This window comes from Acinetobacter oleivorans DR1, assembly GCF_000196795.1.
Lineage (GTDB): Bacteria > Pseudomonadota > Gammaproteobacteria > Pseudomonadales > Moraxellaceae > Acinetobacter > Acinetobacter oleivorans.
Map to the genome: position 1 here is coordinate 2,852,323 of NC_014259.1, position 14,863 is coordinate 2,867,185.

General features: G+C 37.1%; 17 protein-coding genes. 7 read left to right on the forward strand and 10 right to left on the reverse strand.

Going from position 1 to position 14,863, the window contains the following annotated elements; genetic code table 11:
* Positions 1-104: 104 nt before the first annotated feature.
* Positions 105-668: an alkyl hydroperoxide reductase subunit C gene (ahpC, locus tag AOLE_RS13390; RefSeq protein WP_003652649.1), complete on the forward strand. Its 564-nt coding sequence runs from the start codon at positions 105-107 to the stop codon at positions 666-668.
* Positions 669-921: 253 nt separating this feature from the next.
* Positions 922-1,131, forward strand: a complete 210-nt coding sequence (locus AOLE_RS13395) for a KTSC domain-containing protein (protein WP_004793625.1) — start codon at positions 922-924, stop codon at positions 1,129-1,131.
* A gap of 51 nt (positions 1,132-1,182) precedes the next feature.
* On the opposite strand, the gene AOLE_RS13400 is transcribed toward AOLE_RS13395, so the two are convergent.
* On the reverse strand, positions 1,183-2,376 hold the full coding sequence (locus AOLE_RS13400) for an alkane 1-monooxygenase (protein WP_013198473.1): 1,194 nt from the start codon (positions 2,374-2,376) through the stop codon (positions 1,183-1,185).
* Positions 2,377-2,496: 120 nt separating this feature from the next.
* Here AOLE_RS13400 and AOLE_RS13405 point away from each other — a divergent pair, with 120 nt between their 5' ends.
* A complete protein-coding gene (locus AOLE_RS13405; RefSeq protein ID WP_013198474.1) occupies positions 2,497-3,531 on the forward strand; it encodes a helix-turn-helix domain-containing protein in 1,035 nt (344 codons plus the stop codon).
* Here the strand turns inward: AOLE_RS13405 and AOLE_RS13410 are convergent.
* Positions 3,523-4,110 (reverse strand): O-methyltransferase, encoded by a 588-nt coding sequence (locus AOLE_RS13410; protein ID WP_013198475.1) that lies wholly within the window; start codon positions 4,108-4,110, stop codon positions 3,523-3,525. The genes AOLE_RS13405 and AOLE_RS13410 overlap by 9 nt on opposite strands.
* A 45-nt stretch (positions 4,111-4,155) precedes the next feature.
* On the reverse strand, positions 4,156-4,374 hold the full coding sequence (locus tag AOLE_RS13415; RefSeq protein WP_013198476.1) for a DUF1653 domain-containing protein: 219 nt from the start codon (positions 4,372-4,374) through the stop codon (positions 4,156-4,158).
* Positions 4,375-4,641: 267 nt separating this feature from the next.
* Here AOLE_RS13415 and ahpF point away from each other — a divergent pair, with 267 nt between their 5' ends.
* Together ahpF and AOLE_RS13425 are read left to right on the forward strand one after the other, a co-directional pair.
* A complete protein-coding gene (ahpF, locus tag AOLE_RS13420; RefSeq protein ID WP_013198477.1) occupies positions 4,642-6,207 on the forward strand; it encodes an alkyl hydroperoxide reductase subunit F in 1,566 nt (521 codons plus the stop codon).
* A 172-nt stretch (positions 6,208-6,379) separates the two neighbouring features.
* On the forward strand, positions 6,380-6,724 hold the full coding sequence (locus AOLE_RS13425) for a hypothetical protein (RefSeq protein WP_005303582.1): 345 nt from the start codon (positions 6,380-6,382) through the stop codon (positions 6,722-6,724).
* Positions 6,725-6,788: 64 nt separating this feature from the next.
* On the opposite strand, the gene AOLE_RS13430 is transcribed toward AOLE_RS13425, so the two are convergent.
* Both AOLE_RS13430 and AOLE_RS13435 read right to left on the reverse strand, forming a co-directional pair.
* Entirely contained in the window at positions 6,789-7,400 is a 612-nt protein-coding gene (locus AOLE_RS13430; RefSeq protein ID WP_005303579.1) for a glutathione binding-like protein, read from the reverse strand.
* A 207-nt stretch (positions 7,401-7,607) separates the two neighbouring features.
* Positions 7,608-10,046: an ExeM/NucH family extracellular endonuclease gene (locus tag AOLE_RS13435; protein ID WP_013198478.1), complete on the reverse strand. Its 2,439-nt coding sequence runs from the start codon at positions 10,044-10,046 to the stop codon at positions 7,608-7,610.
* Positions 10,047-10,191: 145 nt separating this feature from the next.
* On the opposite strand from AOLE_RS13435, the gene trmB reads away from it, so the two are divergent.
* On the forward strand, positions 10,192-10,908 hold the full coding sequence (gene trmB, locus AOLE_RS13440) for a tRNA (guanosine(46)-N7)-methyltransferase TrmB (RefSeq protein ID WP_013198479.1): 717 nt from the start codon (positions 10,192-10,194) through the stop codon (positions 10,906-10,908).
* 59 nt (positions 10,909-10,967) lie between these two features.
* Here the strand turns inward: trmB and AOLE_RS13445 are convergent, their stop codons facing one another.
* The 4 genes from AOLE_RS13445 to AOLE_RS13460 form a co-directional block, all read right to left on the reverse strand.
* Complete coding sequence (locus AOLE_RS13445; protein ID WP_013198480.1) at positions 10,968-11,813, reverse strand: ADP-ribosylglycohydrolase family protein; 846 nt, start codon at positions 11,811-11,813, stop codon at positions 10,968-10,970.
* Positions 11,814-12,070: 257 nt separating this feature from the next.
* On the reverse strand, positions 12,071-12,286 hold the full coding sequence (locus AOLE_RS13450) for a hypothetical protein (RefSeq protein ID WP_013198481.1): 216 nt from the start codon (positions 12,284-12,286) through the stop codon (positions 12,071-12,073).
* 2 nt (positions 12,287-12,288) lie between these two features.
* The gene (locus tag AOLE_RS13455; protein ID WP_013198482.1) at positions 12,289-12,495 is read right to left on the reverse strand and encodes a hypothetical protein; all 207 of its coding nucleotides are present in this window, start codon (positions 12,493-12,495) and stop codon (positions 12,289-12,291) included.
* A gap of 33 nt (positions 12,496-12,528) precedes the next feature.
* A complete protein-coding gene (locus AOLE_RS13460; RefSeq protein ID WP_013198483.1) occupies positions 12,529-13,140 on the reverse strand; it encodes an immunity protein Imm33 domain-containing protein in 612 nt (203 codons plus the stop codon).
* A 281-nt stretch (positions 13,141-13,421) separates the two neighbouring features.
* On the opposite strand from AOLE_RS13460, the gene AOLE_RS13465 reads away from it, so the two are divergent.
* On the forward strand, positions 13,422-14,048 hold the full coding sequence (locus AOLE_RS13465) for a glutathione S-transferase family protein (RefSeq protein WP_013198484.1): 627 nt from the start codon (positions 13,422-13,424) through the stop codon (positions 14,046-14,048).
* A 13-nt stretch (positions 14,049-14,061) separates the two neighbouring features.
* Here the strand turns inward: AOLE_RS13465 and AOLE_RS13470 are convergent, their stop codons facing one another.
* The gene (locus tag AOLE_RS13470; protein WP_013198485.1) at positions 14,062-14,841 is read right to left on the reverse strand and encodes a Rossmann-like and DUF2520 domain-containing protein; all 780 of its coding nucleotides are present in this window, start codon (positions 14,839-14,841) and stop codon (positions 14,062-14,064) included.
* Positions 14,842-14,863: the final 22 nt, after the last annotated feature.

A 14,863-nucleotide genomic window follows, 5' to 3' on the forward strand; every position in this document is an offset into this window, starting at 1 on the left:
CCGATTTTAGTCATGTAAAAATACTATTTCCCCAATAAAGAATTTTTATTTATTCTACATCTCGTAAACAAGTTTAAATATAAACCTCAATCATGGAGACAATGATGAGCTTGATTAATACTGAAGTTAAACCATTCCAAGCAACTGCTTACCACAACGGCCAATTTGTTGAAGTTAACGAAACTAACCTTAAAGGTAAGTGGTCTGTTGTATTCTTCTATCCAGCTGACTTCACTTTCGTTTGTCCAACTGAACTTGGTGACTTAGCTGACAACTACGCTGAATTCCAAAAACTTGGTGTTGAAATTTATGCTGTATCTACTGATACACACTTCACTCATAAAGCTTGGCACGACACTTCTGAAGAAATCAAAAAAATCCAATATCCATTAGTTGGTGACCCAACTTGGACTCTTTCTAAAAACTTCGACGTTCTTATTGAATCTGAAGGTTTAGCTGACCGTGGTACTTTCGTTATCGATCCAGAAGGTAAAATCCAAATCGTTGAACTCAACGCTGGTGGTATCGGCCGTGACGCGTCTGAACTTCTTCGTAAAGTAAAAGCTGCTCAATACGTACACGCTCACCCAGGTGAAGTTTGCCCAGCTAAATGGAAAGAAGGCGAAGCTACTCTTGCTCCATCTATCGACCTAGTTGGTAAAATCTAATTTTTTAGATTAGACCAATACGTCTGAAAACCACCCTTTTTAGGGTGGTTTTTTTATTGGTTATTTTTATAAATCTAAGCTCTATTCCACACCCAAATTTTATAGCTAATTTTTTACAATTCTTATACTTATAAATTTATAGCAATATTCATTTATGAATTGTCAGCCTGCTTAACTTAGAGTACTGTCGAATTATGAAACAAAAGAGCTTTATATATGTATTAAAAGATCAAATAAAAGTAGGAGTAGTTATATGGAAAAATCTGTTGTTGTAACCTCTTGGAAATACGATGTTTCTTCACGCTATTTAAAAATTTTCTATAGCAATGGCTCAGGTGAGCTCTACCATCCAGTTCCAGAGTTTATCTACAATAATTTGTTACGTACCAATGATAAAACTGCATTTGTTCACAAATATCTTGAGTTTGATCTGCATTTTAATAGACTCCGTATTTCTGCTTAATCATAAAAAATCAGCCCAATGGGGCTGATCTGTTTTTATATCTTTTGGCTATTAAGCCGCGTCATTTTGACCAATATATTTCTCTAACTTTTTTTCCTTCACATCAACATGCATATTGATTTTACTAAGGTCACCCTTATAGTGCTCGACAACGCGATCATCCATAATTTTTGACCACCAAGATGGAATAAATGCAGGCAAAATCATTGCACCATAACCTGCTGGTAATTGCGGTGCATCTTCAAAGTGACGTAAGGTCTGAAAGCTACGAGTTGGATTGGCATGATGATCTGAATGGCGTTGTAATTGATACAAAAACAGATTAGTCACCACATTATTATTGTTCCAGCTGTGCTCTGGCAAAGTACGTTCATATTGGCCATTTTCTTTCTTTGCACGCTTTAAACCATAATGTTCAATGTAATTCACCGATTCAAACAAAGTTATTGCATACGCAGCTTGAGTAACTTGAAATGGAATCGAACGCGCACCAAATTTCGCAAACATGGCTACATGGTACACAGCCGACATTGCCCAGCCATGAATCAGCTCATTTTCCTTACAGAAGAAAGGCAATTTCTTACGTTCTAAACGATTTTTTTCAATTTCAATCGCCGATTTAAAGCTGCCAATTACAGTCCGCGGTAAAAATTTCCAAAAGGTTTCACCAAATTGTGAAGATGCTGGGTCTTCAGGTGTCGCAACTCGGCGGTGGTGTCCATAAGGGTGTTCAATTCGAAAATGGTTATAACCCGAAGGCGCTAAAGCTAAATGAGATAAATAATGTTCAAGCTGCCCATTCTTGTGGCTGAGTTCATGTGCCGTATTAATGGCAATCCCATTAACCATTCCCACCAAAGTTCCAAGTAAAACCTGATCAGCAAGAGGTGTATTTTTACGACTGGCTAAATATGCTCCATAAATATTGGTCGCATATTGCAAAGGAATAAAAAGTTTAACAATGCGAGCATAATACGGATCTGCTTCTAAATCCGCGATTGCGTCTAATGGCGGATTTTCCTTGTCTTCCCCAATCAGTTTATCTAATGCAGGAATAACACCATGAATAAATAATGGCCCAAATGAAGCGAAGAATTTTTTAGTTTTTTTAGGACCAAATTGATAGCCTGCTAACCCACCCATTGCAATGGTTGGTACAGCCAAACCCAATAGCCATAAATGACGTTTTTTATCCTTAAATGTTGTTGTCGCTTGCTCGACATCCAGTTGAGTATGCATATTCATTAGAGACTCCAATCAAACACAAAATGTTTTGCTTGAATTGATTGTGCTCGTTCATAGTCCCTCTATATTATCATTTTAAGACTTGCTATTATCATTTTAAGACTTTGCTGAGTTTTTCTTGTGCAGAAGCAACAGATTCCTGTTATTCCATCACGTTATTATTTACGACTGATTGAAATTTTAATCGGTACGCATCAATACGATAATGATTTACTGAGGGCATTCCAACAAGAACTATCAAAAACAGAATTATTGTCGATTCAACAAATTGAACAATTCATTGAGATGGGTTTAAGTCTGCCCAACACTCAAGACCTAGCCTTTGAACTGGGTAAAAACATAAAACTCAGCTCACATAGTCTGGTCGGCTATGCACTAATGACCAGTCCTAATCTGGAACATGCCCTTAGGCTAATTGCACAATATTTTAGACTGATTATGCCGAGTTTTAAGCTCAGCATTCAGTTTCCGACCAATCAGCAAAAGGTTGAACTATTATTTGAACCGATTTTGCAGATGAATAAGCAATGTTTGGCCTTTCATATTGAAGCGATTGCCGTAGCCTTTTACTACAGCTTGTTAGAATTGGCAGGTCAGCAATTACAACGCTACCAAGTGTATTTGAGTGTTCCAGAGCCTAGCTATCAAGAACGTTACATATCCTTAGTAAAAGCCAATTTCCACTTTAACTATACGTGGCTTTCAGGTATACGCGTGGTGATTGATCAACAACAATTAGCACTACCCTTGCCTCTAGCTGACGCCCATAGTCTAAAAATAGTTGAACAACGCTGTCAGGAACAAATCCAGAAGATCTATCATCAAGGTGAAATTGTTGAATGGGTCAGCATGATGTTGCGGCAAGCCAATCAAGTTCCAACCCTAATGGAGTGTGCCAAAGTATTAAATATTTCGACCAAAACTTTGCAACGCTATTTACAACAGCAAGGCGTTGAATTTCAAAATTTAAAGCAACAGATCAGTACTGAGCGTGCCATTGATTTGTTAGAGAATTCTACCTTTACCATTACCCATATTGCCTATGAACTGGGCTATTCCAACCCTGCCAATTTCACCCGTGCATTTAATAAAGTACAAGGCTGTAGTCCACAAGCTTATCGGCAAGAATATCTCAAGAAAGCGAACCTACTTTAAAACCACCAGACTTAAACCTGCGCCTACTGGCAAAATACTGCTCATAAAATTTTCATCTTTTTTAATTAAAGATAAGAATGAACTTACTTCAGCCGCATGTGAAATAACCTTATCAATAATAAGAACACCACCTTTGGGCTTCATCAGACGCTTTAAATCGGGCCAATAATTTTCGTAAGCATTACGCTCAGCATCTAACAAAATAAAATCGAACGTTTCGTGAGTTTCTTTTAAATAATCGGCTGCATCCCCTATCCAAAAATCAACCACTTCATCTAATGCTAATTCAGTCGTATGGCGTTTCGCCTCGGTACTACGATTGGCATCAATCTCAAGTGTCGTTACTTTTCCTTGAGTCGATTGTGCAGCCTCAGCAAGCCATAGAGTAGAATAACCCGTTGAAGTACCTATTTCTAAAATTGATTTGGCTTGCTGCATTCGGATAAATTGCGACAGAAGTTTTGCAGATTCAGCCTCAATATTTCGATAGCGTAGCAAGCGATCTGACTGCTGGCCATCATGTCGTTTAAAGGTGTCATATAAATCTGCAACTCTTTGTAAGAAAAAAGTATTTGGCATATCTTCACCCTTTAAAATCGTTATTTTATATGACAACCGTTTGAGTTAAGTGCTTTGAATTAAATTGAATCGTGGCACGATACTTCCATCAGCCATTTGAACCGTTTCAGTAAACATATCAAGCGGACGTACCCATGTTGAATAGTCACCATAAAGACACTGATAAACCACGAGTTCCTCTTCAGTCTCACTGTGTTTTGCCACAGAAAAAACTTGATAGAGATTACCTTTATAATGCTGATAAATGCCGCGTTGCAATGACATGAAAGTACCTTTTAATGTTATGACATAAAATCTTTACAGCCATATAACATATATAAATTTTTAAACACTTTCACTTTAAAAGATAAAAAAGAGTAATAAAGACGACCAAAAGACAAATTCCACTTTAACTTCTTGATATTACTTATAAGTGTTAACCAACATTCAAAAAACCGATTAAATCTATAAAAACATACTGTTTCACCTATTTTGTGTTTTAACGTACTATGCATCTATTGAAAGAATTTGGATGCATTGGAGTAAAAACAGATGTTAGATCAAAACATTAAAACTCAATTAAAAGCTTACTTAGAACGTTTAGAAAGTCCAATCGAATTAGTTGCTGCTTTAGATGAATCAGATAAAGCTGCTCAAATTAAAGAGTTAGTGACAGAAATCGCTGAGCTTTCTGACAAAGTGACTGCCCGTTTTGATGGCAACAATACACGTCGTCCAAGCTTTGGTGTGGCTAAAGCAGGTGAACAACCTCGTGTGTTCTTTGCAGGCTTACCAATGGGTCATGAGTTTACATCTTTGATCTTGGCATTGTTACAGGTGTCTGGTTATGCACCGAAGGTTTCTGATGAAGTGCTCAACCAGATTAAAGGTTTAAACCTCAAAGCTAACTTTGATGTGTTTGTATCACTCAGCTGTCATAACTGTCCGGATGTGGTACAGGCGCTTAACCTGATCGCGATTTATAACCCGAATACAACAGCAACCATGATTGATGGTTCATTCTTCCAAGACGAAGTGGAACAACGCAAAATCATGGCTGTACCAATGGTGTTCCAAGACAATGAACACATTGGTCAAGGTCGTATGACCCTTGAAGAGATTGTGGCAAAACTTGACACCAACTCAGCTGAAAAAGATGCAGCAGCACTCAATGCCAAAGATGCTTTTGATGTATTGGTGATTGGTGGTGGACCTGCGGGTGCAACAGCAGCAATCTATGCAGCACGTAAAGGTATTAACACAGGTATCGTAGCTGAACGTTTCGGTGGTCAGGTGATGGACACCATGGACATTGAAAACTTCACATCTGTGCAAAAGACTCAAGGTCCTAAGTTTGCTGCCGAGATGGAAGCACATGTTCGTGAATACGATGTTGATATCATGAACCTGCAACGTGTCAGCAAAATCACAGGTGCAAACCAAACGATCAATGGTCTGGTTGAAGTTGAACTTGAAAACGGTGCAAAACTTGAATCGAAAACAGTGATCCTTTCAACAGGTGCACGTTGGAGAGAAATGAATGTACCGGGTGAGCAAGAATACCGTACCCGTGGTGTCGCGTACTGTCCACACTGTGATGGTCCATTGTTCAAAGGCAAACGTGTTGCCGTGATTGGTGGTGGTAATTCAGGTGTTGAAGCTGCAATTGACCTTGCAGGAATTGTTGAGCATGTGACTTTGGTTGAGTTCGATACAAAACTTCGTGCTGACCAAGTGTTGCAAAACAAACTGCATAGCTTGCCAAACACAACTGTGATTATGAATGCGTTAAGCACAGAAGTGTTAGGTGATGGCTCACAAGTGACTGGTCTTAAATATAAAGACCGTGCCACTGATGAAGAGCATGTTGTAGAGCTTGCAGGGATCTTTGTACAGATTGGTTTATTACCAAACACTGACTTCTTAAAAGACAGTGAAGTTGAGTTAACCAACCGTGGTGAGATCATTGTGAATGATCGCAACGAAACCAATGTCAAAGGTGTATTTGCTGCGGGTGACTGTACGACTGTGCCTTACAAGCAAATCATTATTGCCACAGGTGAAGGCGCTAAAGCATCACTCTCTGCGTTTGATTACATCATCCGTTCTGGGCAATAAAATTCAGTCCAACCAGTATGATTTAACCCAAGCCTAGCATTACAAAATGCTAGGCTTTTTTAATATTAGAGTTACAACTCTTTAACAATTTTCGATCTTTATTAATCAGTTAGTTTATGTTTATATTTTATACATCCATATTTGGATGCCATGAATTAGAAGGAAAAACACAATGAATAAATTACTTGTTGCTTTAGGTCTTGCTGCGACCGTTGCCCTTGTTGGATGTAATAAAGATAAAGCTCCAGAAACAGGTGCGACAACGGGTGAACACTTAGAAAATGCTGCTCAACAAGCAACTGCAGATATCAAATCAGCTGGTGACAAAGCTGCAAGCGATATTGCTACTGCAACTGATAATGCTACTGCAAAAATCGATGCTGCAACTGACCATGCTGCTGACGCAACCGCTGAAGCTGCTGCAAAAACTGAAGCGACTGCTCGTAAGGCAACTGCTGATGCTGCCCAAGCTGTTGAAAATACTGCTGCTGATGTGAAAAAAGATGCTCAACACTAATCATCTTTAGCATAAAAAAAGCCCCTGTTCATACAGGGGCTTTTTATTAATGTCTAAAAACTGATTAAGAAATTAGACCTTCATCACGCATCGCAATTTGTACAGATTGACGTTCTGCTACCTTATTACGTAGAGCAATAATATGTTTATATGGTGTTAAATCATGTTCAATTGAATTTGACCAGTTTGTTAAAACAAATAGATAAGCATCTGCTGGACCGAAATTATCATTTACCAAATAATCATAATCAGACTCAGCCAAATAGTTATCGATATATTTTAAAAGGCGATCAATTTCTGCATAAGCTTTATTTTTTTCATCAGTCGTTAACGGCGCCCCAAAGAAGACTGCATATGCATCATGTAATTCAGAGTTCAAATATCCCAACCATTCCAATACTTTCGCACGGCCCATCCCTGATGGAGGAATTAAGTCTTGTTTAGGATCATGCTGAGCAAGGAACGGTAAAATCGCAACGTTTTCAGTTAACATTAAACCCGGATTAATTTCTAAAGCTGGTACATATCCTTTTGGGTTAATCTCGTAATAATCTGCGCCTTTTTCTGTTTTATGAGTTTTTAAATTTACCCGTTCTAAGTCAAAATCAACATTAATTTCATTTAAAATAATATGTGCAGCTAAAGAACATGCGCCTGGCGAATAATATAATTTCATATCTGATCCTTGTTATCTCATATTAACGTTTTAAATTGCTTCTAGAAAACCTGCAAGGTTTGCACAATTCTTTAATTGTAAAAAAGCGTAAACTTATAAAATACTTACACCATCTAATATTCTTCAAAAAGTCATTCCTTGCAAGTTGTCTTGCGTGACGATTGTTTAAAATATGATAAAACACATTTGCGTCACGCAATTTTTCCTTTAATTACGTTTAAAAAGCTGGCTCAGCCAATTCACTAATTCAGTTAAGAAATCAAAAATCCCATTTTTCTTATCATCGTCAGGATGACTTGAGTCTTTTCCATTTAAATCTAGATCGACAATTACAGGGTCATGATCCGAAGAACGATAAGCATCTTCACCAAAGAATAATGCCTTTTGCTCATCCGTTTTATATTCTTCGTTGTAATCTAGAACCGTTGGCTCATCTGCATTGATATGCCATGCAAAGGTTCGAACCACTTTTGGATATAAAGCTGCATCAGCAATTGCATGATCTAAGTTACCTGCTCCACCATTACCGTTGGCATCACTCGCAACACCATACACATAGCTATACGCCTGAGTACCCTGTCCGACCTTAGTGTCATTAAGTAAAACTTTATAGTTCGCTTTTTCAAATGACAAAATAGGCTCTTCTTTTGCGTAACTATTCATATCCCCTACAAGTAAAGCATTTTGCTTTTGCACTTGAGTTGGATTTTTCGCGAGCCATTGCACAATTTGATCAACTGCTTTTACACGAGTTGGGTTCCAGCAACCTTGACCATCTTTTTGGTCTGCGTCAGTAGAGTTAGCATCGACCCCACTACAGCTTTTCGATTTCAAGTGGTTTGGAATAACAGTAAACGTTTTATTACCACGAACTGCTTGGAAACTTTGCGCCAAAGTTGTTCGGTTCTTGTCGCCTAAATCAAGCACAACAGGTTTATTTAAAGGCTTAACACGTTTGCTGTTATAGATAATAGCAACTGCGATTGCATCACCACCTAAACGGTCTAGATTTTCAGGAACCACATATTTCCAATCGCTACCTAAAGCTTTGGTCAAATTGGCAATTGCACTGTTAGGCCCATAACCATTGTTCGCAATTTCCATTAAACCGTAAACATCGGCATCAATCGCTTTTAATGCGCTCACAATTTTACGATGCTGTTTATCAAACTCAGCTTGTGTTGTCGCACCACGCTCTGTTGGGAAACCTGTTGCGCCATTGTCATAGTTCAAAACGTTAAATGAAGCTACACGAATGTGATTAGCATTTTTAGTAAGGACGCTTTGACGCGGGTTTGTTTGAGTAATAACTTCAGGCTGATTACGTCCAAGCACAGGTTGCACACGCCAACCATTAAAACGATATTCTAAAATACCTTCAGCATTTTTAAGTTGATAACCCGAGCGTAACGTATTGGCAGCGCTAAAATTGCTTGGTAACCATGGTGTACGGTTTTGATTGTTATAGCCATCATCAAAAATAATTTTCGATAATAAATTTTTCTGAGCTAGAGCTTTAGCTTCAGGAGATAACGCTGGATATAAATTGGTTGGAATATATAAACGGCCTAAACTTAATGAGAGTTCACCATAACGACCGTAATTATAGTTCTCACTCACCGTTAAAGTCTGAGGTAGTTTAACCAACATACCTTGATAACGCTGCGGTGAATTAATTGAGCCACCCGTTAAACTAGCAAACGGAAGTTCGAGGCTAATCGGCTGAACCTGATTTGCCATATTGCTGTTACAGGTTTGAATATCTTGTTGTAATTGATCTATTTGTAGCTGATTTTGATAAGACGTTAAACGACCACGTAAAATAACTTCATCGCCAACTTGTCCACCTTTGACCGTACTGCTATTTGGGATATAAACAAAAATCGCATTGCTAACATTTGCACGTGCTTTTGTATCTGGCGTCTGAACATAAAAACCAGAGAAACCATTGGCATAACGATAATCAGCTGTAATCACACCACGCACAGTATAAGTCTGGTCTTGAGTTGCTGCTGCCAAGTCAGCAATTGGTGTATCTGAGCTTGAACAACTTACCGTTTCAACAGGAGGCTGAGTTGTAGAACCTGATAAATTTGAAAAGTCATTTCGGTTTGTCCAAGCCGACCATGAATGTTCCAAATCAAATGCTGCGGTTGCATCAACACTTAAAGCTGGGTTTTCTGTTTCAATACGCTTAAAACTATTTCCGAGGCTTGAAACTGCTGTCCCCCATCCTGCAGCTGGGCGTTCACCAATGCGGCCAAAACGATCTACAGGCGTACCTTTATAGACAAGTACAACCGCATCATCTCCATTAAAAGATAAAGCAGCGACCTGATTAACTTTACTTCCAAGCTCAGTTTGTAACTCTGAGCGTCCCACTAAAAACTTCTGCTTACTCGCAAGCGTGCCTTGTAAACGAAAAGCCACAGTCTTTGCTGTACCACCATTATTAAATTGTTGAATCTCATAATCGGCTAAATTAACTGTAGCGCCATCTGGATTATAAATTTCCAAGCCTTTTTTATTACTGCTGCCATCAACATATTGGCTAAACATGAGCTGCGCTTGAGCAACTGAGCTATATGAAAATGCACCTAATGCACTTAAAAAGACCGAAAGTGTTCTTAATTGAAAAGTTTTCATGAGTAAAAGTGTTCATATGAGTTTTAATTAGTCTCTTAGAGTAAATATTGATCATGACATCTACATGAAGAAAAACACCGAAACATTTGACTTGATCCCATGAAGACTTAAAATACCGCATTTGAATTTCAATATTGCCAAGGTTATGTCGATCGATCAGTTAGAAACGCAAATTGCAGACTTAGACAATTTGCCTGAACACCGTGAAATTGTGACGTTTATGCGTCGTTCAGCACCACTTAATACGTCTCAACGCACGGCATTAGAACAACATCGCGATTTAATTTTGGAATATCCTGTTGGCGACCTACGTCAACACTTCGAACACCCAGAGCGTCCATTAACTGTTGAAATCGGTTTTGGTATGGGTCGTTCGTTAGTACTTATGGCAAAAGCAAACCCTGAACGGAACTATGTGGGTATTGAAGTCCATGTACCTGGTATTGCTCAATGCCTATATGAAGCGGGCATAGCTGAAGTTAAAAACTTACGTGTACTTGATGCAGATGCAATTCAGGTTCTACGTGAAATGCCAGACAACAGCATTAACTGCGTTCAACTTTACTTCCCAGACCCTTGGCAAAAGAAACGTCATTTCAAACGCCGTTTTGTTGCTCATGAGCGTATGCCGTTGGTTGAACAAAAACTTGAGCTTGGCGGTACGTTCCATGCTGCAACAGATTGGGAACCGTATGCTGAATGGATGCTAGATGTATTAGACAACCGTCCAGATCTTGAAAACTTGGCAGGTAAAGGCAACAGCTACCCACGTCCAGAGTGGCGCCCAGTGACTAAGTTTGAACGCCGTGGTATTGAGTCAGGTCATAAGATTAATGACTTTATCTTTAAAAAGATTAAGTAAAGAGCATATTATTTTTACTTAAAATTATGGCATTAAGTTTTAATGACTTAATGCCATAATTAATTATCTAAATTGCATTTTTCCAAAAACTTACTCTCTAAATCTAATAAAAAAGATATTCCGTATCTATCTTCATTTAAATTATTATAAAGTTGAATAGGCAAATCTTTTTTGTATTCTCTAAAACATGTAGCTAAACCAACAGCTATTGCCGCAACGCTATCAGTATCTCCACCTAAATTAATACATGACTTTAGAAGCTCACTTAAACAACTATGTTTTAATAAACACGTTAATGCCGCACTGACCGTATCATATGCATTTAAAGATACTCTATCTTTCCAATTATAATCCCAATTTCCATATTGCTCTGACTCTAGAAAACTCTCTAAATCGCTAATAGAACCTTTTTGGCGAGTTCCAAAATAGGCAGCTAACGCGATAGCACAACTTGATTGAATTCCTATAGGTGAATCATGCGTAACTTGTGCTTGTAACTTTGCTAAAGCAATTACATCTTCTTTATTTTTTAGAAAGCCAATAGGAACTGAACGCATCGCAGCCCCATTTCTTTCACTTGTTGGTATTATTAATTCAAGTAAATCTTTGCTAGACTCCACTTTACTTAATAAATTGAAGAAACCTTCTGAATACCCTAATCTCACATCTCTTTTAAAACACTCTATAAATTTTGAAGCTATATTTTCTTTATTCCACTCTTGACCAGATAATATGAATTCCACTATCGCAATCGACATCTGCGTATCATCTGTATACTTGCCTAAAATATCGTATAACTCATGCTTGCTGTATAAATCTAAATTGTTCTGTGAAATAATCTTATCTTCGCTACAAAATTCAAAACCTGCGCCATAAGCATCTGCAATAGCAATTTCAGTCAACATCAGAATTAAGCCTCTTTACAATAAACATAGTGTTTTATTCAATTGTCAAAAACCACGTAAGCTGGCTCATGTGTTGCACTTTCTTCAAGCATTAAAACTTCCACAAGTTCTTTTCTGAACTCACTCTCATGATTAAATAATTCTTGAGATAAGATAATCTTCTTAATAAGAACCTTTCTTATATTTTAATCCTAGAATTACTTAGAAATATTTTTAAAATTTAAAAATATTTACTAAATTATACAATCCTTATTTTATTATACAAATTCATTGGGAAGTAAAATTTTATAACCAGCATTGATTACCTCCTCCCCCCAATTTGTAACCATTAAGTAATAAGTATCTTTAAAAAAAGATCTTGGTTTTTCAATTTTCCAATTACAAGGAAAATAAAAGCATGTTTCATCATCAGACTCTAATAATTCAGAGAAATTATAATTCTCAGTCAGCAAAGCTTGCTCTAATGAGAGCATAACTACTGCTTTATGATGAATATTATACTTTTTATTTTTACTTTAAAAAAATATTCATTAAATAAGAGTTTCATTTGAGTAAAATCATTTGGATTATAGTGAGATAAATACTCTTCCCATTCATCCCGATCATATACCTGAAAAGGAGTCAAAGCATGTGCTGGACTTGCTGAAAAATCAACAGTACTATCTGGATATTTCAATAACATACTAAATATTCCATTGTTTTATCAAAAATTTTATTAGCTCCAAACAACTTCATTTTTTTCATTTATTACTTTTTCAATAGTATTCTTATCTACTAGAACTATAAATTCTGGTGGTAATATCAGTACAGACATGATTTCAGGTCGTAAGTAAAGTAGTTGAAAAGCATATATTGCTTCATATTCAATGTCTTCGCTATCATCTTCAAGTGTATTAATGAACCATCCAGAATCACCTTTCTCTAAATCTGGTTCTATACGCTCCATAAATAGTTTTTCTTTATCCAAACATCCTTTTACTAAAATAATTTTATCCTGAAATAACGTAGCTATAGGATCTACCCCGCAATGCTTTGCAAAACTATTTTGTAGTGCCTGAACTTCAAGTGTAAAATCAATACTATTTTTTTCTTCACTAAATGGATTACGTGAAAAATCTGGTTCACACAATATTAACTGATTATCATCAAAATTTCGAAATATCAAAAAAGACCAACCAAACTGTATTTTTACACCATCTTCAATAGATACACCCTTCCGACTCATATCTACAATCAGTTCTACCAACCATTTTGCTTGCTCACTTAATCGAGAGGAATATCTCATTAGGATATTCTTCTCATTTAATTCAATAACTTTCTCTTCCATTAATAACCTTTTATTAATTAAATTATATAGACCAACTCATTTCCACACTTATTTTGAATAGTTTATCTTTTCAATTCTGGTTAAAAGTATTACTCCTATATTATCAAACAACTCTCCTTAAAAATTCAAATATATTCTTATTAATCAAATTTTTAGATTTTTATTTAGAATATATGTCCTAATAGATATATTTTTTAACTATTGATTGCCAATCGAGCCAAATCTAGCTATTTATAGAAACTGGTACTTGCCATACTAAAAATTGCTAAGGACAAGAACACATGTTAAAAATTTTAGGGCGCGATAACTCCATTAATGTTCGCAAAGTCTTATGGTTGTGTGAAGAACTAGATCTTGAATATGAAAGAGAAGACTGGGGACGAGGTTTTCGCTCTGCTCAATCACCTGAATATTTACAATTAAACCCAAATGGTCAAATTCCTGTTGTTTTAGATGGTGATTTAGTCCTTTGGCAGTCCAACAGTATTATCCGTTATTTAGCAAATGCTTATGACAAAGAGTATCAGCTTTACCCTACTCAAGCGAAAGAAAGATTCTTTGTCGACCAGTGGATTGATTGGCAAGCGATCGAGCTGAATAACAGTTGGACTTATACAATTATGTCTCTCTTGAGACACTCACCAGATCATCAAGATCCAAAGTTGTTAGAGCAAGGTATTGATGACTGGAATCATCATATGCAGATTCTTGATCAACAACTCGCAAAAACTCAGGCCTATGTTGCAGGTACTGAGTTCACTCTAGCGGACATTCCAATTGGTCTATCTGTACAGCGCTGGAAGGCCACTCCTTTTGACCATCCAACGCTTAAGAATGTCGACCAATATTTTGAACGTTTAAATCAACGTGCTGGTTTCTTAAAATGGGGAAATAACGGCGAACCTTAATTTTAAATCACTTTTAGTCCGAGTGATGGCGTTTCACGATGCCATCACTTAAAAGTTGATAAACCTGTTTTAAATCATCTTGATTTGCTTGAGCCAATAAGTCTTGATGCATTGCTAAAATGTTTTGATCACCCCGCATCGCAGGCCCAGTTTGCATTTGCTTTGGATCATTTTCAGTCGCTTTTTTTGCTGTTTCCAAAATCAAAGGATATAGCAAACTAAAGTCCACCTGCTCTTTATCTACAACCTGCTTTGCCATATCAAAACAGTAATTACTAAAATTACAAGCGAACACAGCCGCTAAGTGTAAAGTTAAACGTTGTTTTGAGGTGTATTGATATACTCGATTGCTTAGGCTATTTGCTAAATCTAAAAGTAGTTTCTGGTCGACATCTGTTATTGCTTCAACAAATAACGGCGTTGAAGTCCAATCAACATCTCTTTCTAAGCTAAATGTTTGTAATGGATAAAACACCCCTGCTTTTTCATGTACATGACGGATGACTTCAATATCAGTACTACCTGAAGTATGGACAATGAGTGTGTCCGGAAAGAATTCATGAACTTGTTTTACAAGCTTTGCAATTGCACTATCTGAAACCGCTAGAATGATAAGATCAGTCGGTTGAAATTCGCGAAGTGTTTGGCATGCTTTTGCTTGAATTTTCTCTGCAAATTTTTGGGTTTTATCAAAATCACGCGCATAGACTTGTACGATGTTATGACCTTGGTCCAATAAAGCCTTTGCCAAATGAAAGGCAACTCGCCCACTTCCCACCAAACTGATTTTCATATCAATCCAACATTATTTGTCT

What these genes read in the sequence shown, in the direction of transcription:
- ahpF (WP_013198477.1), top strand. Translation starts at nt 4,642, where the DNA reads ATGTTAGATCAAAACATTAAAACTCAATTAAAAGCTTACTTAGAACGT.
- AOLE_RS13395 (WP_004793625.1), top strand. Translation starts at nt 922, where the DNA reads ATGGAAAAATCTGTTGTTGTAACCTCTTGGAAATACGATGTTTCTTCA.
- AOLE_RS13425 (WP_005303582.1), top strand. Translation starts at nt 6,380, where the DNA reads ATGAATAAATTACTTGTTGCTTTAGGTCTTGCTGCGACCGTTGCCCTT.
- AOLE_RS13435 (WP_013198478.1), bottom strand. Translation starts at nt 10,046, where the DNA reads ATGAAAACTTTTCAATTAAGAACACTTTCGGTCTTTTTAAGTGCATTA.
- AOLE_RS13410 (WP_013198475.1), bottom strand. Translation starts at nt 4,110, where the DNA reads ATGCCAAATACTTTTTTCTTACAAAGAGTTGCAGATTTATATGACACC.
- AOLE_RS13400 (WP_013198473.1), bottom strand. Translation starts at nt 2,376, where the DNA reads ATGAATATGCATACTCAACTGGATGTCGAGCAAGCGACAACAACATTT.
- AOLE_RS13460 (WP_013198483.1), bottom strand. Translation starts at nt 13,140, where the DNA reads ATGGAAGAGAAAGTTATTGAATTAAATGAGAAGAATATCCTAATGAGA.
- ahpC (WP_003652649.1), top strand. Translation starts at nt 105, where the DNA reads ATGAGCTTGATTAATACTGAAGTTAAACCATTCCAAGCAACTGCTTAC.
- AOLE_RS13430 (WP_005303579.1), bottom strand. Translation starts at nt 7,400, where the DNA reads ATGAAATTATATTATTCGCCAGGCGCATGTTCTTTAGCTGCACATATT.
- AOLE_RS13415 (WP_013198476.1), bottom strand. Translation starts at nt 4,374, where the DNA reads ATGTCATTGCAACGCGGCATTTATCAGCATTATAAAGGTAATCTCTAT.
- AOLE_RS13465 (WP_013198484.1), top strand. Translation starts at nt 13,422, where the DNA reads ATGTTAAAAATTTTAGGGCGCGATAACTCCATTAATGTTCGCAAAGTC.
- trmB (WP_013198479.1), top strand. Translation starts at nt 10,192, where the DNA reads ATGTCGATCGATCAGTTAGAAACGCAAATTGCAGACTTAGACAATTTG.
- AOLE_RS13455 (WP_013198482.1), bottom strand. Translation starts at nt 12,495, where the DNA reads ATGTTATTGAAATATCCAGATAGTACTGTTGATTTTTCAGCAAGTCCA.
- AOLE_RS13445 (WP_013198480.1), bottom strand. Translation starts at nt 11,813, where the DNA reads ATGTTGACTGAAATTGCTATTGCAGATGCTTATGGCGCAGGTTTTGAA.
- AOLE_RS13470 (WP_013198485.1), bottom strand. Translation starts at nt 14,841, where the DNA reads ATGAAAATCAGTTTGGTGGGAAGTGGGCGAGTTGCCTTTCATTTGGCA.
- AOLE_RS13450 (WP_013198481.1), bottom strand. Translation starts at nt 12,286, where the DNA reads ATGCTCTCATTAGAGCAAGCTTTGCTGACTGAGAATTATAATTTCTCT.